Below are 24,339 nucleotides of genomic sequence, written 5' to 3'. Positions count from 1 at the left end.
AGGCTCGGCGGGAAAACCGCTAGTGGTTCTACGGGTTTACATCGACCATCGAGACAATGGGTGGCACCTGCAAAGCAGCGGCCACCCATTACGGTTCCCACTATTCTATTACATCTTCTGGCCGTAGTAGGCAGCAGTGTAGATGGCCTTCACATCTGCCACGGTCGGCTTGCCCGGATTGGTCAGGGTACAGGGGTCGGTATGGGCGTTTGCACTCATGCGCTCCAGCACTTCCTTGAACTTGGCTTCGTTGAAGTCGACCTCGTCACAGTCCTTGAACGTGGCCGGGATACCCAGCTTCTTGTTCAGATCGCGGATGGACTGGGCCAGATCGGCGATGCCCAGTGCCTTTTCCACCATGGCGTACTTGCCGCTGGATTTGCGGTTGAAGTCGATGATGTAGGGCATCAGGATGGCATTGGCCAAGCCGTGGGTGACGCCGAACTCGCCGCCGATCTTGTGTGCGAGTGAGTGCACCAGACCCAGCGAAGCGTTGGTGAAGGCCATGCCTGCCAGCGCGGAAGCGTTGTGCATGTTAAAGCGTGCCTCCATGTTGCCCGGCTCGTTGTAAGCGGTGGCAATGTTGGCGAATACGAGGCGGATGGCTTCCAGGGCGTAGGGATCGGTGAAGGAGGTGGCGGCAATCGAGGCAATGGCTTCAGTGGCGTGGGCCATCACGTCCATCCCGGTATTGGCGGTTACGTGCTTGGGCATGGCTGCGGGCAGCACCGGGTCCAGAATGGCGATGTCCGGCACCATGTCAGCAGCCACGATCGGGTACTTGATGTGATTCTTGGTGTCGGTAATCACCGAGAAGGCGGTGATTTCCGATGCCGTGCCGCTGGTGGAGGGGATTGCCGCAAAGCGGGCCTTGTTACGCAGCGGGGGCATGGCGCCGACGGGGACAATGTCTTCGAACGTCAGGTTCGGGTGTTCGTAGAAGCACCACATTACCTTGGCCGCATCCAGAGCGGAGCCGCCACCGATGGCAACAATCCAGTCTGGCTGGAAGTCCTGCATGGCCTTGGCGCCGCGCCACACGGTTTCGACTGAGGGGTTGGGTTCTACGCCATCAATGATGATGGTGTCCATCCCGGCTTTCTTGAGCAGGGCTTCTGCCCTGTCGAGAAAGCCCAGGCGCTTCATTGAGCTGCCGCCTGTGACGAGCGCTGCGCGTTTGCCTTTGAGGGTGGCGAGTTTTTCCAGCGAGTTTTCGCCATAGACGATATCGCGCGGAACCGAAAAGCCAAAAGTAGCCATAGGAAGTCTCCGTTCTTTACTTTAAATAGTGTGAAAAGAAAAAATTCTGTATGTGCCATGAATGTTCGACCGATTAACCAAATCGGGTTTTGAGCTAAGGCAAGCCTCCGCTATCTGATATAAAACACGGGAAAACCCCTATAAGCCTTGATGGGCGGGCGTTTGCGAGATTTTGTGAATTATGCAAATAAAGTAAATCAGAAAATTAGGTTGTCAAACAACTTGTTGGTTTTTCGTTCTAACTAATATCCATGCGGGTTTCGAGAGATTTAACTGCATTAAATTGACCTAGCGCAGTCCCTGGTTGTCAGACATACGATAGCGTGTTCGTATCGCGCAGCTCGCCTCAATAGGAGTGTGGCTACACGACAACATGGTGCCGGAGTTCTTCCGGTTGCCTCATATATCGCAGCTTGCTCACATCAGGGAGACAATCAATGTTCCAGGTGAGAATTCACGGGCGCGGTGGTCAAGGGGTGGTAACGGGGGCCGAGATGCTTTCGATTGCCGCATTCCTTGAAGGCCGATTTGCACAAGCATTTCCGAGCTTCGGTTCGGAGCGGACGGGGGCGCCGGTTGTGGCCTTTTGCCGTATTGCAGACAAAGAGATCCGATTGCGCGAACCGGTCGTCGAACCGGACGCCCTCATCATTCAAGACCCCACACTGCTCCATCAGATTGACGTTTTTTCCGGTCTGTCGGAGTCTGGTTACGTCGTACTCAATACCAACCGCAGTTTCGAGGAACTGGGGCTTGGTGCGATCACCCAGAAGTATCGGCGCGAGCGCCTGATCACGGTATCCGCTACCGAGCTGGCCATCAAGCACGTTGGCCGTGCCGTGCCAAACGTGCCCTTGCTGGGCGCGTTTGCTGCGGTATCTGGGCTGATTTCCATCGATTCTGTGGCAGCCGCCATCCGTGAGAAGTTCTCCGGCAAGGTGGCTGAAGGCAACGTAGCCGCCGCCACCGAAGCCTACAACACGGCCAAGGCCGCCATGGAGCTTGCTCATGCTTAAGCAGATTGAAGGGTCGCATGCCGTAGCCGAAGCGGTTGCCTTATGCCGTCCGGAAGTCATCTGTGCCTATCCCATTTCTCCGCAAACCCACATTGTTGAGGGCTTGGGCGAGATGGTGAAGTCCGGTGAAATCAAGCAGTGCGAATTCCTGAATGTGGAATCCGAATTCGCCGCCATGTCGGTGGCTATCGGCTCTTCCGCTGCCGGGGCACGTACTTACACCGCCACGGCTTCCCAAGGGCTGCTGTTCATGGTGGAAGCTGTCTATAACGCCTCCGGCCTGGGCTTGCCGATCGTGATGACCGTGGCAAACCGTGCCATTGGTGCGCCCATCAACATCTGGAACGACCACTCGGACTCCATGAGTCAGCGGGACTGTGGCTGGATTCAGATCTTTGCGGAAACCAACCAGGAAGCGGCCGATCTGCATATCCAGGCCTTCAAGCTGGCGGAAGAGTTGTCGCTGCCGGTGATGGTCTGTATGGATGGCTTCATCCTCACCCACGCTTATGAACGGGTAGACATCCCCACACAAGCGCAGGTGGATGCCTTTCTGCCGCCGTACTCCCCGCGTCAGGTGCTGGACCCTGCTAACCCCGTATCGATTGGGGCGATGGTGGGGCCGGAAGCCTTCTCGGAGGTGCGCTACCTTGCCCATGCCAAGCAGATGCAGGCGCTGGAACTGATCCCGAAAATCTCGCGTGAATTCCAGGAAATATTTGGGCGCGAATCCGGCGGGCTGGTGCGTCCCTATATGCTCGACGATGCCGAGACCGTGGTCGTTGCGCTGGGGTCAGTGCTGGGGACGATCAAGGACACGATTGATGAAATGCGTGCCGATGGCATTTCGATTGGTGTGCTCGGCATCAATTCTTTCCGTCCTTTCCCGATCTCTGCCGTGCGCCGCGCCTTGTCGCATGCCAAGCGCATCGTGGTGCTGGAAAAGAGTCTCGCAGTCGGTATCGGTGGCATCGTGGCAACCGATGTGCGTCTGGCTCTGGATGGTCTGGATCAGCGTATCTACACCGTGGTTGCCGGCTTGGGCGGGCGCAACATCACGCGTGGTTCGCTGCATCGCGTGTTCCGTATGGCCATGCACGACCAGCTCGAACCCCTGCATTTCCTGGATCTGGATTGGGGCGTGGTCAACCGTGAGCTGGATCGTGAGCGTACCACACGCCGTTCGGGCCCGATTGCAGAGAACATTCTGCGCGATGTGGGTACCGCATCGCGTCAGTCCGTTTGAGGAGCTTGTCCAAAATGGGATTCCAACCTATCAAGTTCTACCAGACCGGCACTTTCACTGTCGGCAACCGGTTGCTGCCGCCGGAACAACGTTCGGTGCAGGCGGATATGCAGCGCAGCAACGCGCTGAACTCTGGCCACCGTGCCTGCCAGGGCTGTGGTGAGGCCTTGGGCGCACGTTACGCGATTGACGCGGCTATGCGTGCTACCGGTAACCAGCTGATTGCTGTGAACGCCACGGGTTGCCTGGAGGTGTTCTCCACGCCGTATCCGGAAACCTCCTGGCAATTGCCCTGGATTCACTCCCTGTTCGGGAATGCTGCTGCGGTGGCAACCGGGGTGGCTGCAGCCAACAAAATCCGTGCGCAAAAAGAGGGGCAGGCCGAAAGCCAGACCCGCGTGATCGCGCAGGGCGGTGACGGCGGTACTACCGACATCGGTTTTGGCTGTCTGTCCGGGATGTTTGAGCGTAATGACGATGTGCTCTACATCTGTTATGACAATCAGGCATACATGAACACCGGTGTGCAGCGCTCCTCCGCCACACCGCCAGCAGCCCGTACCGCCACCACCATGCCGGTGGGGCCAGAGCCGGGCAACGTGTTCGGCCAAGGCAAGAACGTGCCGCTGATTGCCATGGCGCACGGTATTCCTTACGTTGCTACCGCGACCGTGGCTGACCTGCGTGATCTGGAATACAAGGTCAAAAAGGCCATGGGCATGCGCGGGGCTCGCTACATCCACATCTTTGTGCCATGCCCGCTGGGCTGGGGTAGTGCTTCCCATGACACCATCAAGCTTGCCCGTCTGGCCAAGGAAACCGGCTTGTTCCCTGTTTTCGAAGCCGAGTATGGCGAAGTGACCAACGTCTCGAAGATCCGCCAGAAAATGGCCGTGGAAGAGTACCTGCGCCCGCAGCGTCGTTTTGCCCACCTGTTTGGCAAGTCGCCCAAACTGGATGTGATTGCACGCTTCCAGCATATTGCCGACCAGAACATTTACAAGTTCGGTCTGCTAGGGGAAGACAAGGCGACGGTTGGTTACTACGGCGTTGAGTCGGTCTGAACGGTCAAGAGAATGGAGCAAATGAGATGAATAAACCCTTTGCGATCACGCTCAATGTTGGCAGTTCGCTTGCCAACAAGACCGGTACCTGGCGTACCTACCGGCCTGAGTACATCAAGCGCCTGCCGCCCTGCAACAATGCCTGCCCTGCTGGCGAGAACACCCAGGGCTGGCTCTACCATGCCGAGAGCGGTGATTATGAAACCGCATGGCGCACGCTGACTGCGGATAATCCCATGCCTGCCGTGATGGGGCGCGTCTGCTACCACCCCTGCGAAGGGGCGTGTAACCGTGGCAAGCTCGATTCTGCTGTAGGCATCAACTCGGTTGAGCGCTTTCTGGGCGACGAGGCCATCAAGCAAGGTTGGAAGTTTGCCAAGCCGGCACAGGAATCGGGCAAGCGCATCCTGATCGTGGGCTCCGGCCCTTCCGGCATGTCTGCTGCCTATCAGTTGCGCCGATTGGGGCATACTGTGGTCGTATTTGATGCTGCACCTTATGCGGGTGGTATGATGCGCTTCGGTATCCCGAAGTATCGCCTGCCGCGTGAGGTGCTGGATGCCGAAGTGCAGCGCATCCTGGATATGGGCGTGGAATTACGCCTGAATACCAAGGTGACCGACATCCTCAAGACGATGAAGGATGAGAAGTTTGATGCTGCCTTCCTTGCAGTAGGCGCACACATTGCCAAGCGTACAGCCATTCCTGCTGCGGAATCCGCCCGCATTCTGGATGCTGTATCGGTGCTGCGCAATATGGAAGGTGAAGACAAGCCCATGCTGGGCCGTCGTGTCGTGGTCTATGGCGGTGGCAATACCGCGATTGACGTGGCGCGTACTGCCAAGCGCCTGGGAGCGGAAGAGGCGATCATTGTCTACCGCCGCACCCGCGACAAAATGCCTGCGCACGACTTTGAAGTGGAAGAAGCGCTGCAGGAAGGCGTGATGATGCGTTGGCTCTCCACCATCAAGCAAGTGGGCGATGGTGGCGCGATCCAGGTCGAGAAGATGGAGTTGGACGAGCAGGGGCGTCCGGTGCCAACCGGCGAATTCGAAACTCTGGAAGCCGACTCGGTGGTGCTGGCACTTGGTCAGGATGTGGACCTAGGCTTGCTGGATGGCGTACCCGACCTCACTTTCGAAGATGGTGTGGTACAGGTTGGCGAAAATATGATGACAGGTTATTCTGGCATCTTCGCCGGGGGTGACATGGTGCCTTCCGAACGTACCGTAACGGTAGGTGTCGGTCACGGCAAGCGTGCGGCACGCCACATTGATGCCTGGTTGCGTGGCACTGTGTATCAACCTGCGCCCAAGGGGGAACTCGCCAATTTCGAAAAGCTCAACCCCTGGTACTACACCGATGCGGACAAAACCGTGCGGCCGATGCTCGACATCATCCGCCGGCAGAGTTCCTTCGATGAAGTGCAGGGTGGGTTGGATGAAAATAACGCTTTGTTTGAGGCCCGCCGTTGCCTGTCTTGTGGCAACTGCTTCGAGTGCGACAACTGCTACGGGGTATGCCCGGATAATGCTGTGATCAAGCTCGGCGCAGGCAAGGGTTTTGAGTTCAATTATGAATACTGCAAGGGCTGTGGCATTTGTGTTGCCGAATGTCCCTGTGGGGCGATCAAGATGGTGGCAGAAGAGAACTGATCGCCAACTGGTTTCCTGTAGTGGTGTAAGTGGCCGCATCCATCGCAAGGTGGATGCGGTTTTTTTTTACGCTCAAATTTCGCTGTTGGCGGCAGCCGGGTCTTGACGCAGGCGGCGATACAGTGTGTTGCGGCTGATGCCCAGACGGCGTGCGGCTTCAGACATGTTGCCATGAGAGAGCGCAATGGCACGGGTAATGGTTGACTGGGAGAGTTCCCGCAAGTTTTCCGTGGTCTCCCCACCGGATGATTGACAAGGTGGCGCCTGCCAGCGGAGCTCTTCAGCCAGATCGTCGGGCAGATGACACCAGCCTATGCGTGTCTCGCTTTCATCAAGCAGGGAACAGGCTGCGCTTAGAGCATTGCTCAACTGCCGCAGATTGCCCGGCCATGCGTATTCGGCAAAGGCCTTGGCAACAGAGGGTTCAAGACTGACTCCGCGACCCGGCGCAAAATCTTCCAGGAGCCGCGCAACCAGGGCAGGGAAGTCCTGACGTTCCCGCAGCGACACCATATTGATGGTCATGCCATTGATACGGTAATAAAAATCCGCATCAAAATTGCCTGCTTCAATGGCCGCTTTGAGATTGCTATGTGTTGCGGTAATGATGACGACATCAACTGCTACGGATTCCCCCTTGGCAGACTTGACGCGGCGATTGACGAGTAGATCCAGCATCCGGGCCTGAACCTGCTTGGGCATGCACTCGACTTCGTCGATGAACAGAATCCCGCCCTGTGCTTCAAGGATACGGCCTGGAGAGCACGGACTATCAGGCGTGAGGGGGGCGGTGCCAAACAATTCGGCCTCAACCTGCTCGGGCCGTAGCGCCGCGCAGTTGACTGCAACGAATGGGCCGGTGCGGGATGGCCAGGAGGCGTGGCAGGCACGCGCAAAGCTTTCCTTGCCCACCCCCGGTTCGCCTTGTAGCAGCAAGGAGATCGGTTTGCCGATCAGTTTGTGTGCTTTCTCTATGGCGGCAGCCAAACGCTCATCACCTGTGTTCAGGCGATCCAGCGCATCCGGCAGGCGTTGCATGGCGGAACTTGGGGGCGGTACGCTGATTGGTGTAGCGTTCAGAATCGGGTCTGGCCGCATGAACAAGCGTTCCCCATCGTTGAGCGTGACCAGCAGTGGCTCCCCAGGGCGGCGGCGCGCCCAGTCGATCAGATCTTCCAGACGCAAAGTCAGGAGGCGTGACAAAGGGGTCGTCTTGATGTCGCCGATACGCAGCCCCAGAAAGACGAGGCCAGCCTGGTTGGCTCCGATGATCATGCCATCATCCGAGACTGCAGCAATGCCTTCACCAAAAGTGCCGATCCCCTCCGCCATGGGATGAAAACGCAGGCGTATGCTTTTGGCGTGGCGCGCGTCGAATAACCTGTTTTCAATGACCTGGGCCGCCGCACGCACCAAGCCAGAAGCATGAGGGTGACGCTGTCGTTCGGCATTGGAAATGTTGAGTACGCCAAGCAGGCGACCATCCGGGGCGATCAGAGGTGCTGCCGCGCACGACAGAAAACCGTTACGTTCCAGGAAATGCTCACCACCATGCACGACCACAGGGCGGGATTCCGCCAGAGCCGTACCGATGGCATTGGTGCCCCGGTGAGATTCGTGCCACGAAGTGCCAGGGGAGAGGGATACGCGCTCTGCACGGCTCAGGAACTCGGAGTCACCCAATACCTCAAGAAGCACCCCTTTGTCATCTGCCAGGGTGACCATGCTATCTGAATTCCTGGTTTGCGCATGCAGGTATTCCATGATGGGTCGGGCATGGGCAATCAGTTCATTCTGCCGGTCACGTGCCTGGGCAAGCTGGTTATTACTGAGCCGCCCTGCATCCGGGAGCCGACCATCTGGCGCCAGGCCTGCATCGACGCTTCTCTGCCAGGACCTGACCAGAAGTGTGCTGACGAGATAACTCAGGGATAGCTCCCCGCGTTCCAGCATCAGATCGCGGGCTCGGCGCAAAGCGGCGCGGTCGGACTTTTGGGCAGTCATTGCTCTCCCCAGAACGTATGGTTGCTAGAGTATAAATAGAGGAAATTTGTTTAGCAGTAATATTAATATCACTGTGTGTTTTAGCGCATAATCGCTAGGCTTGAACCTCCGTGTTTACCCTGATTATTTCTTCCGCAAGTCGATCCAGATTGGTGAAGTCGTCTGCCTTGGGTGTTCCGCCTGTTACGACCGGTGGGAGCCATTCTACCTTCAGGTCGGGCAGCATTTTGCCCAGGCTGTTTTGCATTGCATCGTTTCCCCAGCCGTAGGAGCCAATCATGCTGGCATAGCGTGCCTTGGGTTTGAGGGCGTTGACCAGATAAGCTGTTGCGGCCATGGCCGGGTGTGGGCCATCCAGTACGGTGGGGGAGGCGAAAACGATGGTCGAGGCGTCGACAAGGGACGCCGCAAAACGCCCACTATCCAGCTCCACAACGTTGAAGGGCTGAACTGAAAGTCTCTTTTCCATCAGGCGATCAATCAGGTATGCCACCATCTTGGCAGTGCTCTCGTACATTGATAGGTACGGAATCACGATGGCCGGGCGTGTAGCATCTGCCGCCCAGCTCCGGTAGCGCGAGAGAATGAATTCTGGTCTGCGATATACAGGCCCGTGGCTAGGGGCGATCAAATCGATATCCATGGTTGCCAGAAGATCCACATACTTCATGACGTGTGATCGATACGGCATCATGATTTCGGCATAATACATGCGTGCGGCGCGCTCCACACGGGCCTCATCATCGGCATACAGATCAGAAGTGGCAAGATGGGCACCCAGAAAATCGCAGGAAAACAAGGTGCGGTCTTCTTCAATATAGGTGAAGGTCGTGTCGGGCCAATGTACCCAGGGTACCCACATGAAGCGCAGCGTCTTGTCGCCCAGCGATACGGTTTGTTTGTCTTTGATCAGCGTAAAATTTTCAGGTTTCAAGCCCAGACTGGCGATGAGCAGGCTGCGACATTTGGCGTTCGCCAGCACCTTGGCTTCCGGATGCAGGGCCAGCACTGCGGGAATCGAGCCAGAGTGATCTGGCTCTGCGTGGTTGGAGACAATATAGTCCAGATGCTGGATGCCCAGGCTTTGGAATGCCCTGATGAATGCTTCCGTCATCGATGGGTGGGCGGAGTCAATCAGGGCGGTCTTTTCACTGCCGACTACAACATAGGCGTTGTAGCTGGTCCCCTCTGGCAGGGGGACCAGTTCATCGAAAAGCTTTCGGTCCCAGTCGATTGCGGTCAGCGCATAGATGCCGGGTTTGAGCGCCCTGACGATCATGGCAGGCTCCTTTTTGATGGCTTCGTGTAGCGGCCGGAATAGCCCATTCGATCAGTGCGATCGGGAGTCTATCTGGAATGATCAGGCAGGTACGCAGGCGTCTGTATTGCACAGTTGTGCGCACATCGGGCTGTCGTAGCTGCCTTGGCATTCAACACATTTACCGGGATCAATGGTATAGAGCTTTTCAACGTGGCTGATGGCACGACTCGGGCATTCCGATTCGCAAGCACCGCAACCATTGCACAGATCAGGAACGATCTTGTAGGCCATGTCTGTCTCCTTGAGTATTTTTTATCGACACCCGCTTCTGATGTGGAATAGACCACACCATGCCTCATGGTGTCCTCTACACAGTATGGAAATAGTGCCAGGCGGTAGCAATGCAAACCCTTCAGTTTTCAAGAGACCTGTCACGGATTGACACAGCTATGGTAGAAGTATTGCAGGAAGAGGCTATAAGGCTGTGTGGAGAGGTTCTCCGCACGCAGGCAGCGTTGTCGCACAGGCGTTGATGAGCCGAACGTGGCAGCTCTCCGTACCACAATCGATCACATTGATGCATGCGTAGTCCTGCTCAATGTGAAACATTTCGGCAATGGGTTTGCCAAGGATGTGGCACAGTAGAACTCTGTTCAGCCCGGCATGGCCCACCACTGCCACGGCTTTGCATCGGGTCTGCTGGATTGATTGCCAAATAGGTAACGCGCGTGCCAGACAATCAGCAAAACTCTCTCCATGGGGAGGGCGGTAATGCTCAATGTCGCGTCCGCGTGCTTCAAATTCCCGTGCCCATCGTTGAGCAACCTCACCGCGTGGGAGTCCCTCCCAATCACCCAGCGAGATTTCACGCAACTCTTTGTGGGCAAAAATCGGCACATGCAGGTTTTCGGCCAGGATGCGTGCAGTCGTTTGGCAGCGAATCAAATCGCTGCAATGGATGGATTCAATCTCCCTGGCTTGGAGCGCACGCGCCAAAGCAGTGGCTTGGGCCAAGCCCTCTGGAGCCAAAGGCAGATCGATTTGCCCGACAAAGTGGTGCCTGCTGTCACCCATCAGCGCGCCATGCCGAAGCAGATAAACCGTTGTCATGGTGCCATCTCCACATGGATTCGGCGTTTACCAGCGTGTTTGATCAATTCCCTGCCCACGTATGAAAGCGAAAGCTGCAAACCGTGATCCACGGCGTGGGCCAAAACCGGAATCTCCAGGAGTCTGCACTTCAGAAGCGGTAATTCATCTTCACCGTTCAGGCTGGCGATATCCAGGTGTAGATGTGGCGAAGAGGTTAGACGATAGGTTGCGGCAAAATCTATGACACCGTTGTCTGCCAGCAGGACCTCATCAAGCATCGCCATGTTCAGTATTCCTAGGCCGAGGTTGACAGGTGTGCCAATGCGGCCATGGATGTAATCCAAACGCATAAGCGGGGAGCCACATGGACAGGTTTCTGTGCGCAGACGAGAGAGATCCCCCGTGCGATAGCGGATCAAGGGCATTCCGCGTCGTGTCAGCGTGGAAATCACAATTTCTCCAAGTTCTTCAGGCTGCGTGGGTTCATTACTGCCTGGCTGCAGCAATTCGATCAGCAGATCGTTTTCGCGCATGTGGTAGCCTGTGTGAGCAGTGCAGTCTACGCCGCCACCCAAGCCCATCTCGGTCATACCGTAATGTTCAAAGACCTCGCATCCCCAAATCTTTTCCAGGGAGTTTCGCAGGCTCTGGGCGACGTGATCCGAACTCAGCAACACGCTCCGCACTTGCATGGCCCCCGTGGATTTTGCAAGGGCGAGAACTGCAATCGGCGCTCCTGCTATGATATCGACGTGAGAATTCTTAAGCTGCAAGGCGGCTGTTTCCGAATCGTGCGGCCACCCTAGCAGGATTGGTGTAGCGCCTAGGCGCCGCAGGGCCAGGGCGAGCAAACCCCCAACGCTCCCAGGGCGCTCACCAGGGAAAAGAATGGCTACGCGGTCCCCCGGACGTGTCAGTACAGCCATGCCATGAAGGAAGAAATCAATGGTGGCTTCTTGGTCCTCTGGCGTAAAGTACAAGCGCTTGGGGCTACCACCGGTGCCTGATGTATCGAGTGTGACGATCCGGCTGATTTCATTTTGAGAGACGCAAAGCAGCGTGGGATTATTGCGGCACAAATCTTCTGCCGTCGTAAATGGTAAGCGTCGAACGTCTTCCAGCGAACGCAGTGCGTGTGCATTCACATCGGCCAGTGCGTGCCGATAATAGGGACTGTGAAGCTTGGCCCAGGTGACGGTGTCGACAAATCTATCTATCTGGTAGACTTGTAATTGGGTATGACAAAAATCTGCCTCACTCAAGCCTGTTCTGGCTGCAACCCAGGCATCGAGTGGATTGGGCGAGGCAAAGTTAAACCTGGGCATGTTCATGATGGGGGCGCCGATAGAGTGCTTGCCCAGAGGCGGCTGTCAGGTTGTAGGCACAGAATGGAATAATGCGCCGGTCAGGGGAAACGACATGAATAAAGCATTCCCGCAGGCGCTCCAGATCCAAATTCCAGGCATCCTGAAATACCATGCCGGAGATGCTGAAGCTGTGGCGTCGCAGGGCAAGGAAGGCATCCAGGCTGCTGATATTGATTTGTGATGGCACGGCGGTAGGCTTAGGCACTTGTTCCGCCGCCCATTGACCTGCAACAACACGTCGGGCACGTTGTACGTCTTCGCCGGGTATGGGGGCTCCGCAGCCGCAGCCAGACTGTGTGCTGCAACATTTTTCAGTTGTTTTGGCCGGGGCACTCAGATGACCACGCGTATCAACAAAAAATTTTCCGCTGAATGAACAGTATGCATTCTCCGCAGAACCCGGTGAGAAGTCTGCTGCGTGAACCATGCCATGGGTCTGAATTTCTAGTTCCTGCATCACTTCAGGTAAAGTGATGCGATCATGATCCGCTGGGGGTTTGGGATAGCGACCAAAATAGCTGATAGGCTGAAAGTGTACTGCACGTATGGTGGGTACATGTGCTAGGGCGAAAGCGATGATGGCGCCGATCTCATCTACATTCACGTTGGGTATCAGGGTAGGGACAAGTACCACGCCAAGATGGGCCTGTGCGCAATGTTCAATGGCCTGGATTTTGATCTCCAGCAGCCGGGCGCCACGAATGTGCTGATATACCCGATCACTGACGCCATCGAATTGCAGGAAAACGCAGTCAAGCCCAGCTTCTTTCAATGTCTTTGCATAATCTGGTTCTTTTGCAAGAAGAATGCCATTGGTGTTAAGTTGTACGAAGTCAAACCCCATGCAATGGGTGAGCCTGATGATCTCGGGCAGGTCGTCACGTATGCTGGGCTCTCCACCCGAGAGTTGGATGTTGACCGGGCTACTATGCGCTTGCAGGCGTTGCAACCAGGACTCGATTTCAGCAAGGGTGGGTTCGTTGCCTGCGTGATCGGCAGAAGCAAAACAAATTGGGCAACGCAGGTTGCAGCGCGGAGTCAATTCAAGCAAAACGCAACAACTATGCTGTTTGTGTTCCGGGCATAGTCCGCAGTCATGTGGGCAACCATGCTGTGCCATTGTTTCTGTTATGGGTGGGGGCGCTGTCCGGCTACCATGTTCCCCCCAGTGTCGATAGGATTCCAGTCCTCGCCAGATAATGGTTTTGAAGGCCCCGTGATCTGGGCATTGTTTGAGAAGATAGACATCATTACCTTCAGCAATCCGCGTTGCCGCAATTGTCCGCAGGCAGATAGGGCAGACGCTCTCTGTGTGTGCCAGAATGTCCGGGTTCATGCTTGGACTCCACAGGTGGCTAGAATTTGGGCGATGCTCAAGCCTGTAGCGCTTTCCACTGCATCACGTATTTTGCATGCACTTCTGTATTTGCGCTGGGCGCCTGCCAATGCTTCAGGTTGGTCTGCAAAACGCTCAAACGCTGGAGAGAAGCGGTGTTCCAGAGAGACAAGGCAGTCTTCACTGATCAGCTTATCTGCGAAAAATACGATTGCACTTTCATCCAAGTTGCTTCCTGTGTACTCAAGATCCATGTGCACGCGTATGATATCGGCAACCTTTGGGTAGCCCAAACCATCAAGAAGCTCTGCTCCAATGACGGCGTGTTTCGATTGACCTTTGGCAATATCATGCAACAGACTTGCGGCAAGTATGAGTTCCGCATCAATGTTGCCCAAATGCCTGCATAATGCCACTGCAACGCGGGCCACGGCATGGCTGTGGCGGTAAACCGCCTCGCTTATTCCGTGAAGTTCAAGCAGAGCTTCACATTCTGCAATGTTTGGATGCTTGATACGGCTTCGTTCAGACAGCATGACGTGATCTGCCGGGGTATCCATGTCAAGCAGGATCGCTTCATCCGCAACAGCAAACTCGGCGGCCTGATAGTGATGCAAAAGTGCACACAGCCCGCCTTCACCATTGCCTTTGAGAATTGCAGCGAATAGATCACGCCGGATCAAGGGAGGGTGTCCGCGTTGCTTGCGGAAGACGGGGTAAGTGACAGCGGTAGAGCTATTTTCATAGTGCTGGGTAAGCGCCGTGATTGTTGAAGTACGCACCAGGGGGATGTCCACTGGGAGTAAAAAGCAGGCGTCGATATCCCCAGGTAGTGCGCGGAGCCCCGCACAAACACTTGTATACATGCCTTTGGCGTAGTCTGGATTTCGTACGGTCTGAATTTTCTGCCTATGCATCTGGGCTTCCAGCAACTCAGCCATATGGCCGGTGACGACCCGTATATCGGTGATTCCCGCACCGCGAAATGTCTCGACCGTCCATTCAATAGCCATCTTATCGCCCATTTTAAGCAGCGGTTTGAAGCTTCCCATGCGGGAAGAGAAGCCAGCAGCCAAGATGAGGGCAGCAAACTTGCTCATAGATTTATCCTTGTGAGCGTCCGCTGATACCATCCAGTTCAAAACCATTGGCTTCAAGTATTTCTCGTGCCTTTTGGACGGCAGCCAAGATCAGCCCTGGGCAACGCTCATTACGCAAACGCGGATCGCCACGAATAATCTGGCTGCAATCAGTGCCGCCGTAGCGTTCTCCATACTCACTGCGGAACCAGTCCGTATATTCTTCAAGCATGAGGTAGAGCAGTTCATGTTCTTCATGTTTTTGTGTGTCCATGCCTGCATACATGGCGATCAGGCAGCATCCGCCAGTCAATACACCACATGCAAGCCCGCAGCCCATTCCATTGGCGAGCCCTGATATGGCACGCAACAGGTCTGGATTGTCTTTTGCCTGTTCATCCAAACCAATCTGTACCAGGATATGGCTACATTTATATCCTTTTAGCATCAATTCCGCGACGCGAAAATCATCATCAGGCACGATGTCAACTCCTTGCTGTTTTTGTCGCTATAAGCATGAAATAGCCAGGGCGGCAATTCTTCAACGCAGCCAGTAGCGTAGAGTTTTCTCCTTCGCTATTGCTTTTTGGTGCTTCGAATATCAACTGTGCCAGCACATTTTTTAATACGCAGGATTGATCTTCCCAGTGTTCGATAGAAAAACCTGCGTCTTCTAGTGCCGCACGGATGCTTGGTGCGGTGGTTATGCCTGATAGACAGGAGGGATACGTGATTGGCGCTGGGTGTGTTAGCCGTGCGTACATGTCTGTAATGGCAAGCTTGGCGCCTGGGCGTAAAACACGATGGCATTCTGACAAAACCTCTGCTCGATATCCGGCTAGAGAAAGCGAACATTCCGCGAGTATTCCATCAAAGGAATCGTTGACGAGTGGTAGTTGGTGGGCTGCGCCCACAATCAATGCAAGGTCTGGTATTGACGATTTTGCGTGCAGCAGGCAATCCGATATTGGATCAAGCCCGACAGGCGCACAACCCAGTTGCCGCAAGAGCCGGGTTCCGGCGCCCTTGCCGCAGCCCAGGTCAAGTATGCGTTCATTTTGCGCAAATCCTGCACGGAGAATCGTTTTTACAGAGAGTTCGTCGCCTCCAGGGCGGAGTTCAATGTCATTCTCAGTGTGGCCGCTCTGATAGGCGCGCTCAAGGCTGCATCCCATTACTTGTCCTCCAGCGCTTGTTCAACCTGTAACATCTTGCCTAGTGCAAGCGCTTCAGGGACATAAACGAAACCGCAACTTGGGCAGCACAATAAATCTACTTGAAAGGAGCTACCCAGATAGCTTGCATTGACCTTTCTCAGCACGAGTGCCTGCTCACATTTGATGCACAGGAAGTCTTCTTTTTGGCTAGAGGGCGGAGGGATACTACTCATGGCACCATCTCCAATTCCATGCGGTGGCTGTAGGCTCGGTGCACCAGATAACTATTTTTCTCTACTGTGTATTCGACCCAGTAGGTGATTCGTAATGGACGATGGCAAGCAATCATGTGGCCGTTTTTTTTGTCCAGGAGTTTCTCGCCACTTCGTTCGGCGTGGAGGAGTGTTTGACGGATGTCGTCGAGTAGAATCAGTTTCTTTTCGAGGTCTGCGTGAACTTCTGCGCTGATGATGATGTCAATTTCAGGAAGCGATTCATGTAAATCTTTCCCCCATAAATCTCTTTGCAAGCGTTTTTTCAGCCGACCTCGGCTTTCCTGGCGGGCGGAGAAACCTGGGTCGGATCGGGGAAGGGCGTTCTTACTCGGGTAGAGTAGATCAAGTATGTGAACAGAATTTTTTCCACGCCTTGCGAAATTATCTCTGCACATGGCGCAATAAGTGAGGTAATCCGCAGTGCTTTGGGCGATACGTTGATCAATGATTTTATCTGCAACAGTTGGATTGGCAAAAGCAGCAAGTCCGCCGAATCCGCAGCAACTTGTGCGCTCAGGCCCATCAAGCTCAATGAGGTCTACCCCACATTGAGCCGCAAGCCGCCGTATGCTTTGGTGTACGGCGGTTTCATGGCGTGTTGTGCAAGGATCGTGAATGGCGAGTGGATGCGATTTGAGTAAGGCGTGGTCTGGCAAACCAATGCGTTCCAGCGTCGTCCAGAGAGCTTCTACGGCTACGTTGGCATAGTGGTCGGTAAACATCCGGTAGCAGCTGGAACAGGCGCTGATGATAGTCGGTTTGCCGAGTGCGCTCCAGGCTGAGTGAAACTCAGCGCGCGTTGCATTGAATAAGTCGGTACGCGCAGCCCATTGTGCAGGTGCGCCGCAGCAACCCAACATCAAACCCACACCACCTTCAATTTTTTGACATAGATGCGCATAGATTTTCTCGACATGCTCGGGTGATGAACCCGCCAGTTGGCACCCTGGGTAGAAAACCGCTGCACTTTCAGTGTGTCCCGGTTGATGACTGGCGAAAGCAAATGCTTCACTACGGCTGAATTCCAGGTCTCGCAAAGCAAAATCATGGTGTGAAATGGGCATCCGGCCTTTTTCTACCATACCTTGCCGTGCGGATAAACAAACTTCGCCCATGCCAAGTTGTTCTGGACAGACTTCAGCACATAAGCCGCAGAGTGTACAAGAGTCGATCATCCGATTGGATTTTCTAGCCCCCATGACAATGGTTTCATTGTTATAGATTTCGCGGATGTAGCGCTTCGGGTAGGCGCCGTAATGCTCCAGGTAAGGGCAGACTTTTACGCATTCCAGACAGTGGCAGGGGAAGCAACGGGCGGCTTCGCGCTGGGCTTCAGCCAGGGTATAGCCCTGTGCAGGGGTTGCGGGTTGAATGGCTGACAGGGGTGCGTGACGGGCGATGTTGACATAGAGCCGCGTTGGCTGGCTGCCTTGATTTTCACGATTGGCAGTGAGTGAGGCGCCTTGCAGCACGCGCTCAATGGAAAGAGCCGCACTGCGACCGTCATAAAGTGAGGCGATGGGGGAGTAGTTGCCATCGTAGCGATGGCTTCCCCCTGCGAAGATTTTGGCATGGCTGCTTGCCAGGGTAAGGGGGGCTGCTTGGATTCTGTCGTCGTTCGTCAGTTTGACCAAGCCCGCAAGTACAGGCATGGGTTGTGGGCCTATGCCCAGGTAGACTGCGTCGAATTCTTCGGCAAGCATCGCAATGTCGGGTTTGCGATTACAGAGGAATTCTATGCCAGTGTTCTCAAAGCGCAACAGGTCTGCTTCAATTGCGGATGAAGGTAATGCAGTGAGGCTCCGCAGGCGAGAAAACAACTCTGGTTTTGTTTCATAGACAACAACATGGTGCCCTTTGACGATCAGGTCTGCTGCCACTGTCAGCCCTGAAAGTCCTCCACCAACAACGGCAACGCGCTTTTTTTCAACAGCCCGCCCACGGCGTAGGGGTGGCGGCTCCATGCAAGATGCTGATAGCATCCGTTCAAGCTCATGAATCCGGATGGCTTCGCCTGCCTCGCTGCGTCTGCAAGCAGTTTCACAAGGGTGATCGCAAAGGTGACCAATAATGCCGGGAAATGGAATAAAGCGGCAGAAGAGAGCATAGGCGGCTTTGATGTCGCCCTTGGCAATAAGCTCGGCCATGCCACGTACATCAAGGTGTACAGGGCATGCCGCGTTGCAGGCGGGTGGAGCCTCCTCGATACAACGGGATTCCCAGAGCTTGACTTGCTGGCTATCCATGATCGACCCTCCTGGCGGCATGCAACCTGCGGGCGCGGTCAAATCCACGCCCGCAGGTTTCAGGCTCAATTACGAGCCGGAACGATGCCTGGTTTGCCTGCCGCTTTTTCATCCAGAGCCTTCTTGACGAGTTCTGGCAAGGCGGGAACTTTGAAAATACGCACTCCACAAGCATTATAGATGGCATTGAGGATGGCCGGGTGAGGCGCTGTGAGCGGCGCCTCACCCACCCCGGCAGCGCCATAGGGGCCTTGTGGGCGCGGGGTTTCGAGATACAGAATCTCCATGTCATCAGGAATATCGCGTGGATAAGGCAGGCCGCAGTCGAGCAGGTTGGTGTGTTTCTTCAGGTCGTCGAAATCCTCTGTCAAAGCCAGTCCAACCCCTTGGGCCAGCCCACCATAGATTTGCCCATCCACGGTCGCCCGGTTGATGATGGTACCGACATCAACGGCAGTCGTGAATTTCACGACGCTTACCTTACCACTTTCCAGGTCGACTTCTACTTCGGGTACGAACACCTCGTACATATAGATCGGGAAGGGATTACCCTGACCGGTGACCGGATCAATTTCCGAGCAACCCTGGACGACCCATTTCCCTTCGTAATGCAGTGGGATATTCTCGTTGACCATCTCCTTGTAACTACGGTATGTGCCATCTAGCTTGCGCATGGCATTGAGCAGCATTTCACAACTCACACGGATGGCATTGCCAACGAATACGTTGGAGCGGCTGCCTCCTGCTGGCCCGCTGTTGGGGCAGTCCGTGGTGTTCATGACGAGCTTGATCTGATCTGGCCTGAGACCAAGAGGCTTCAATGTTTCATGGGCAAAAGTCAGTGTGCCAAGGTCAGAGCCTTGTCCGTGATCTTGCCAAGCGTCATAGATAGTGACGCCAGTGGGGGTGAGTTCCGCTGCCGCAGATGCACTGTCCGGACCGTCCAGGCCACATCCATAGATGCCTATCGAGATACCTGTTCCGCGTTTTTTCCCTGGTACATTGAAGGCTTTACAGCGTGCCTTGGCTTCTTCCCATTTCGGGCGGATCATATCCAGTAGTTTATCGACCACGAATACTTCGGGCACTTGCCCGGTTGGTGTGGTTGCTCCTGGGCGATAGGCATTCTTGTAGCGCAACTCCAGTGGGTCCATGCCGAGCTTGTCGGCCAACATGTCCATGGCAATTTCTGAAGACAGGAAGGCTTGTGGCGAACCATAGGCTCGGAAGGCAGAGCCCCACGCATGATTGGTACAAACAGTTTTTCCGTGGCCACGGATATTCCGAATGTCATAGCCTGCGCCGGTAAACTGGGCTTGGCGCGTGGTCAGCAGATCGCCAAATTCGGAGTAGGGGCCGTGGTCGATCCACCAGTCCGTTTCCATGGCCAGCAATTTGCCCGTGTCATCTGCGGCAAGCTTGGTTTGCACATAGCCGGGTGAGCGCTTGCCCGTGTAGGTAATGTTCTGATACTGGGTGTAGACCAATGAGACAGGGCGCTGGGTGGCCAGGCAGGCGGCACCCAAAATTGCCTCAATGGTAGGGCTGAACTTGTAGCCGAAAGTGCCACCTGTGGCGTTTTGCACGATACGCAGTTTTTCTGGCGGAATCCCGAGGCCTGGGCAGATCATGGCATGGTGCAGGTGCAAGCCGATGCTCTTTGATTGGATGGTTAATACGCCATCATCATCAACATAGGCACATCCGCAGTCTGGCTCCAGATGCAGGTGAGGCTGGCGACTGCAAAGGGTCGCCGCTTCCACCACATGTGCTGCTTCAGCCATGATAGGAGCGGTCTCTTCGCCCTTGATGACACCTTGTTCGTAATACACATTGGGGACGCCGGGGTGAATTTCCAAGGCATCAGGTTCCTGGGCTGCCCAGCCATCAAGGTAGGCGGGTAGCACTTCCAGATCGACGGTGACCTTTTCAGCCGCAGCACGTGCGTGTTCAACGGTATCGGCGGCGACTACTGCAATCGCATCCCCAAACTGGAAGATCTTGTCTTTGCACAGAATGGGGCGATCCCAGCCGTCTCCCTTGTTCGTCGGGAAGGTGATGAGGCCGGTGATGGCATTCTTGCCTTTGATATCTTTCCAGGTAATTACTTTGACGACACCGGGCATTTTCGCAGCTTCGCAGCAATGGATTTCCTTGATGTTGGCATGCGACACCTTGGCTTGTACCAACGCCAGATGCAGTGTATCGGGTGGCATATGCATGACGACATCAGCGCCGAAGTCCCAGGTGCCAGTCACTTTGGCGAGCGCGGAGGGGCGATGGTACTTTGAGCCAATGATGCTGCCGTTATCCGGCACCTTGGGCATGAATTCTTCTTTGGTCTTCTCACCCCGCATGATGGCAGAAGCATCGATTACTGCATCGACCAGTGGTTTGTAACCTGTGCAACGGCAGGCGTTGCGGTTGCGGTTGAACCAGGTGCGGATTTCTTCGCGGGTCGGGCTGTTGTTCTTGTCGAGCAAAGATTTTGCCGACATGATGAAACCCGGTGTGCATACGCCGCATTGGGCGCCGCCGTGATGCATCCAGGTGACCTGCAGGGGATGCAGGTTTTCCGCTGTGCCAATGCCTTCAATGGTAACGATTTTTTCGCCTTTGGCATATTTGCTGACCGGGACCATGCAGGCTTTGATGGGCTTGTTGTCAACCAAGACTGTGCAGGTGCCACATTGGCCGGTGTCGCAACATACCTTGCAACCGGTGAGCAACAATTGCTCGCGTAGTACATCAGCGAGTTTGCGATTGGGGTCTGCGATGAGTGGCCGGTCGACCCCGTTTACATTGATGATGATGCGTTTCATTGCGGACTCCTGACTAAGTAATGGATCTGCATGATTGATTCGATAAACCGTGTTTTTTAGGCAACGTCACGTAGGCGTGTGTTTGTGGCTGCGGGTGTGTTCAAGCAAAGGTGGGGTAAGGCGGCTGCACATCGGCGACGGCAGGCAATCATCTCTGCAACGACCGATATTGCGATTTCTTCTGGCGGTTGGGCGCCGATATCCAGCCCAACGGGCGCACGCACCGCTTTGAAGTTTTCGGCAGGGATGCCTTCGTTTTGCAACTCCTGAAATATGCCGATTACTTTGCGTTTGGAACCCATCATTCCGATGTAGCGTGCAGGAGTGCCGGTTGCCCAACGAAGGACACGCATGTCGCTCAGGTGGCTGGGGGTGAATATCAGGATATATGATGAGGAACTGGGCTTGATCATGGCCGTGGCTGCATCAAGTTCTGCCGCGATGATGTCTTTTGCCAGTGGGAAGCGTTCGCGGTTGGCGAATGCATCGCGTTCATCTATGACAATGACTTCAAAGCCGACCGATTGGGCAATGCGATAGGTTGACAGGCCGACATGGCCCGCGCCGAAAAGATAGAGTGTTGGGGCCACAACAATGGGCTCCACATAGATTTCCAGGCTTCCTCCGCATACCATGCCTGCATCCAGCCCAGGTTTTTTGTTGAGGTCGAAGTGAACAAGGCTTGGCTTTTCGGTTTCGATAACCTGGAGCGCTGCTTGGATGACTTCGTATTCGGCCCCGCCGCCGCCAATGGTGCCGACGATGCTGCCATCGTCGCGCACCAACATTTTGGCAGCGGAAAATGAGGGAATGGAGCCTTGGGTGTTGACGATTGTGGCCAGGGCACTTGTGCGGCCCTGCTGACGCAAACGGACGATTTCTTCGTAGATGTCCATGACGTCCTCCGCGAAGTTCAGGCTGGTACGCAGGCGTCTGTATTGCAGAGTTGGGCGCACATCGGGCTATCGTAGGTGCCTTGGCATTCGACGCACTTGGCTGGGTCGATGGTATAGACTTTTTCTACGTGGCTGATGGCGCGACTGGGGCATTCAGATTCACAGGCGCCGCAACCATTGCACAGTTCAGGGACGATTTTGTATGCCATGATGTTCTCCTCCAGGTTGATGTTTAAGGTGTGCCTTGGTGACTGATCGTTTTAACTCAGTATCAGGCGATCCTTGTATTGAAGTATTTGCCGCAAATGTGCGGGAGGAAAGTCAAACCCGCTGATTTTGAGTTGTGCTGTTCCGTTTTGTGACAGCCTGCCCACATCCTTCAGCGTTCGGTGCAGGAAATGCAGGGATCGATGCTGTTGACGATGATGGCGATGTCCGAGATCTTGGCCCGATCCAGCATGATGCCCAATGCATCCCAATTGAGAAAGCTGGGCACACGCCATTTGACGCGCTCAGGCTTGGGGGAATCGGCCATCCGCACATAGTAGATCAGCTCGCCGCGCGGTGCTTCGCACTTGGCGATGGCTTCCCCTGCCGGGATGGGGGGGCGTTCATCGGTGGCCACGGTGGGCCCGGCGGGCAACGAGTCTAGACTTTGGCGGATGATATCGATGGCTGTTCGTGCTTCGTACAGGCGCACCATGGCTCGGGACCATACATCACCATCCTGGAAGGTATGGACAGCTACATCCAGGCGGTCATAGGCTGCGTAGGGGGCTTTGATCCGCACGTCGTAATGGATGCCTGCTGCACGGGCCACCGGGCCGACAACGCCGCAATCGAGCGCATCCTGCTGAGAGAGGACGCCCACGCCCTTGGTGCGGCGCAAAATGGAGTTGTCGGTGCTGTAGATTGTAATCAGCTCGTCGATTTCCTTTTCGATACTAGATAGTTGCTGGCGGATGAAGCTGATGCGTTCGTCATCAATGTCATAGCGCACCCCCCCAATGGTGTTGGCGCCGATGTCCATGCGGTTGCCAAAGGTGCATTCCTTGACGTCCTGCATCCGCTCCCGCACCTCCATTACATGCATGAACAGGGATTCAAACCCCACGAGATGCGCAAGAATCCCGACGTTGAAGAGGTGCGAGGCAATGCGCTTGATCTCATCGGCAATGGTGCGCAGATACTCGGCGCGCGGCGGGATTTTCAAGCCTGCAATCTGCTCAATGGCCATGGCAAAGGCTTGCGGATGGCTGTTTGAACAGAGCGAGCAGATCCGTTCGGTGAGCACGATATTCTGGAACACATTGCGTTTGGTGATCAGATACTCAACGCCTCGATGCACATGACCTGCGTTGATGGTGACCTTGCTGACAGTTTCACCGTGCACTTCGATGCGGAAATACATCGGTTCTTCAAGGGCCACATGGAGTGGGCCGACCGGGATGGTGAAATTTTCGCTCATGATTTCGGTCCTGTCGTTGCCATGATCTTTTCCCAAAATCCCTTGGAAACCCCTGCATTTGTCAGCGTGGAATAAGGAATCAGCCGCTCGAATGCTGCGTTATCGATGCTGGGGTCAAGGAAGAGTCGCTGTGGGTTGGGGTGGGCGCGTACGACCAAAGCGTACAACTCCATGGCCTCACGCTCTGGCCAGTCTGCCGCCCGGTAGAGGGGCGTCAGCGAATCGACCTGGCCGCCGCTTGCCACATGCACAATGAGTGTGAGCGTGTCTCCGTCGAGGTCGAAGTGGTACGCGATTTCGTAGCTCTTGCCGTCCTGGATTACGCCACCAAAGAATGTGAGTGGCTGCGGGGGGGCTTCTCCTTCCTTTGGCGCCGGGGGAGGGGGCGAAGCCTTGGGTTGAAAGACGGTCATGGTAGACAGGCGCGCTCCAAGCGTTTTCAGCAATGCGACGGTAGCGAGCAGGTCGCTGCTGGAAGCAAGTGTGCACCATGCCGAACAGACGCCTTTGGCATCAGTGGTTTGCCGAAAGCTGACGCCTCCCAAGGCGGTTGCGGTGAGGAGCGCTTCGATATTGTCGGGTTTGAGACTCATGATGGATTCCCCCTTTCGGCAAGGGCCTTTTTTCGGCAGGCAGGGCACAGTTGACGGTGTTGTTCGATCTCTTCTGGCGTATAGGGGGGATTGATGCCAACAGGGTTGGGGGCGCTTGCCAGCGTTTTCATTCCGCAAGCGCTACAATTGGTGTAGGGAATCAGCTCGCGGATAGCCATGCTGAATTTCTGGTCAACAGCATGTGCCATGTGCCAGTCGTCACTCTGGTGGATCGCATCGGTGGGGCAATAGAATTCACACAGGCCACAGAACACACAGGTGTTGTGCCACATCATGAATCGCAGGCCTTCTGGCGTTTTGTCAAAACGAATCGCGCCTGGTGCACATACCTGTTCGCAGGCGCGGCAACCGGTGCAACTGGGCAGCTTGAATTCGATGCGACCGCGCATGCGCGCGGGGGTCCATGCCGGACCAAAGGGGAAGGATACTGTGGAAGGGCCATTCACCAGATTGCGGACGAAGATCTTCAGGAAATTCATGA

Annotated in this window: 22 protein-coding genes; 4 read left to right on the top strand and 18 right to left on the bottom strand. The window is 55.4% G+C overall.

Features of this window, described 5'->3' with window-relative positions; translation table 11 throughout:
- Nucleotides 1–108 precede the first annotated feature (108 nt).
- The gene (locus B145_RS0109475) at nt 109–1,260 is read right to left on the bottom strand and encodes an iron-containing alcohol dehydrogenase (RefSeq protein WP_018606903.1); all 1,152 of its coding nucleotides are present in this window, start codon (nt 1,258–1,260) and stop codon (nt 109–111) included.
- A 437-nt stretch (nt 1,261–1,697) separates the two neighbouring features.
- On the opposite strand from B145_RS0109475, the gene B145_RS0109470 reads away from it, so the two are divergent.
- Genes B145_RS0109470 through B145_RS0109455 form a run of 4 tightly spaced genes read left to right on the top strand, consistent with a single transcriptional unit; the run spans nt 1,698 to nt 6,241 of the window.
- Entirely contained in the window at nt 1,698–2,276 is a 579-nt protein-coding gene (locus tag B145_RS0109470) for a 2-oxoacid:acceptor oxidoreductase family protein (protein WP_018606902.1), read from the top strand.
- Nucleotides 2,269–3,522 carry a transketolase C-terminal domain-containing protein gene (locus B145_RS0109465; protein ID WP_018606901.1) on the top strand — a complete coding sequence of 418 codons (1,254 nt, stop codon included), beginning with the start codon at nt 2,269–2,271 and terminating at the stop codon, nt 3,520–3,522. Before B145_RS0109470 ends, B145_RS0109465 begins: the two co-directional genes overlap by 8 nt.
- A gap of 14 nt (nt 3,523–3,536) precedes the next feature.
- A complete protein-coding gene (locus tag B145_RS0109460) occupies nt 3,537–4,586 on the top strand; it encodes a thiamine pyrophosphate-dependent enzyme (RefSeq protein WP_018606900.1) in 1,050 nt (349 codons plus the stop codon).
- 26 nt (nt 4,587–4,612) lie between these two features.
- Complete coding sequence (locus B145_RS0109455; protein ID WP_018606899.1) at nt 4,613–6,241, top strand: NAD(P)-binding protein; 1,629 nt, start codon at nt 4,613–4,615, stop codon at nt 6,239–6,241.
- Nucleotides 6,242–6,313: 72 nt separating this feature from the next.
- Here B145_RS0109455 and B145_RS0109450 read toward each other — a convergent pair whose 3' ends face one another.
- From B145_RS0109450 to B145_RS0109375, 17 genes are all read right to left on the bottom strand, one after another.
- Complete coding sequence (locus B145_RS0109450) at nt 6,314–8,245, bottom strand: sigma-54-dependent Fis family transcriptional regulator (RefSeq protein ID WP_018606898.1); 1,932 nt, start codon at nt 8,243–8,245, stop codon at nt 6,314–6,316.
- A gap of 94 nt (nt 8,246–8,339) precedes the next feature.
- Nucleotides 8,340–9,524 carry an FprA family A-type flavoprotein gene (locus tag B145_RS0109445; RefSeq protein WP_018606897.1) on the bottom strand — a complete coding sequence of 395 codons (1,185 nt, stop codon included), beginning with the start codon at nt 9,522–9,524 and terminating at the stop codon, nt 8,340–8,342.
- An 81-nt stretch (nt 9,525–9,605) separates the two neighbouring features.
- Nucleotides 9,606–9,797 (bottom strand): 4Fe-4S dicluster domain-containing protein, encoded by a 192-nt coding sequence (locus tag B145_RS0109440; protein WP_018606896.1) that lies wholly within the window; start codon nt 9,795–9,797, stop codon nt 9,606–9,608.
- 183 nt (nt 9,798–9,980) lie between these two features.
- Nucleotides 9,981–10,616, bottom strand: coding sequence for a histidine phosphatase family protein (locus B145_RS25090; protein WP_018606895.1), 636 nt, complete (start codon nt 10,614–10,616; stop codon nt 9,981–9,983).
- Entirely contained in the window at nt 10,613–11,929 is a 1,317-nt protein-coding gene (locus tag B145_RS0109430; protein ID WP_157288343.1) for a DVU_1553 family AMP-dependent CoA ligase, read from the bottom strand. The genes B145_RS25090 and B145_RS0109430 overlap by 4 nt, the downstream gene beginning before the upstream one ends.
- Entirely contained in the window at nt 11,910–13,301 is a 1,392-nt protein-coding gene (gene trsS / locus B145_RS0109425; RefSeq protein WP_026258994.1) for a radical SAM (seleno)protein TrsS, read from the bottom strand. The genes B145_RS0109430 and trsS overlap by 20 nt, the downstream gene beginning before the upstream one ends.
- A complete protein-coding gene (locus B145_RS0109420; RefSeq protein WP_018606892.1) occupies nt 13,298–14,401 on the bottom strand; it encodes a DVU_1551 family NTP transferase in 1,104 nt (367 codons plus the stop codon). Before B145_RS0109420 ends, trsS begins: the two co-directional genes overlap by 4 nt.
- 4 nt (nt 14,402–14,405) lie before the next feature.
- Entirely contained in the window at nt 14,406–14,861 is a 456-nt protein-coding gene (locus tag B145_RS0109415; RefSeq protein ID WP_018606891.1) for a DVU_1555 family C-GCAxxG-C-C protein, read from the bottom strand.
- Between the two features lie 4 nt (nt 14,862–14,865).
- Nucleotides 14,866–15,555, bottom strand: a complete 690-nt coding sequence (trsM, locus tag B145_RS28070) for a DVU_1556 family methyltransferase (RefSeq protein ID WP_083917698.1) — start codon at nt 15,553–15,555, stop codon at nt 14,866–14,868.
- On the bottom strand, nt 15,555–15,770 hold the full coding sequence (locus B145_RS0109410; protein ID WP_018606889.1) for a DVU_1557 family redox protein: 216 nt from the start codon (nt 15,768–15,770) through the stop codon (nt 15,555–15,557). Before B145_RS0109410 ends, trsM begins: the two co-directional genes overlap by 1 nt.
- The gene (locus tag B145_RS0109405) at nt 15,767–18,058 is read right to left on the bottom strand and encodes a pyridine nucleotide-disulfide oxidoreductase/dicluster-binding protein (RefSeq protein WP_018606888.1); all 2,292 of its coding nucleotides are present in this window, start codon (nt 18,056–18,058) and stop codon (nt 15,767–15,769) included. Before B145_RS0109405 ends, B145_RS0109410 begins: the two co-directional genes overlap by 4 nt.
- 65 nt (nt 18,059–18,123) lie before the next feature.
- Nucleotides 18,124–20,880: a molybdopterin-dependent aldehyde oxidoreductase gene (locus tag B145_RS0109400; RefSeq protein ID WP_018606887.1), complete on the bottom strand. Its 2,757-nt coding sequence runs from the start codon at nt 20,878–20,880 to the stop codon at nt 18,124–18,126.
- 56 nt (nt 20,881–20,936) lie between these two features.
- Nucleotides 20,937–21,776, bottom strand: a complete 840-nt coding sequence (locus B145_RS0109395) for an XdhC family protein (RefSeq protein WP_018606886.1) — start codon at nt 21,774–21,776, stop codon at nt 20,937–20,939.
- 17 nt (nt 21,777–21,793) lie between these two features.
- Nucleotides 21,794–21,985 carry a 4Fe-4S dicluster domain-containing protein gene (locus tag B145_RS0109390; protein WP_018606885.1) on the bottom strand — a complete coding sequence of 64 codons (192 nt, stop codon included), beginning with the start codon at nt 21,983–21,985 and terminating at the stop codon, nt 21,794–21,796.
- Nucleotides 21,986–22,155: 170 nt separating this feature from the next.
- Nucleotides 22,156–23,244, bottom strand: a complete 1,089-nt coding sequence (locus tag B145_RS0109385; RefSeq protein WP_018606884.1) for a hydrogenase large subunit — start codon at nt 23,242–23,244, stop codon at nt 22,156–22,158.
- Nucleotides 23,241–23,837, bottom strand: a complete 597-nt coding sequence (locus B145_RS27405; protein WP_018606883.1) for an NADH-quinone oxidoreductase subunit C — start codon at nt 23,835–23,837, stop codon at nt 23,241–23,243. Before B145_RS27405 ends, B145_RS0109385 begins: the two co-directional genes overlap by 4 nt.
- Nucleotides 23,834–24,337, bottom strand: coding sequence for a 4Fe-4S dicluster domain-containing protein (locus tag B145_RS0109375; protein WP_018606882.1), 504 nt, complete (start codon nt 24,335–24,337; stop codon nt 23,834–23,836). The genes B145_RS27405 and B145_RS0109375 overlap by 4 nt, the downstream gene beginning before the upstream one ends.
- Between the last annotated feature and the right edge of the window lie 2 nt (nt 24,338–24,339).

The organism is Uliginosibacterium gangwonense DSM 18521, assembly GCF_000373965.1.
In the GTDB taxonomy this organism is placed as follows: Bacteria; Pseudomonadota; Gammaproteobacteria; order Burkholderiales; family Rhodocyclaceae; genus Uliginosibacterium; species Uliginosibacterium gangwonense.
This window is presented reverse-complemented; position numbering and strand designations above follow the sequence as displayed.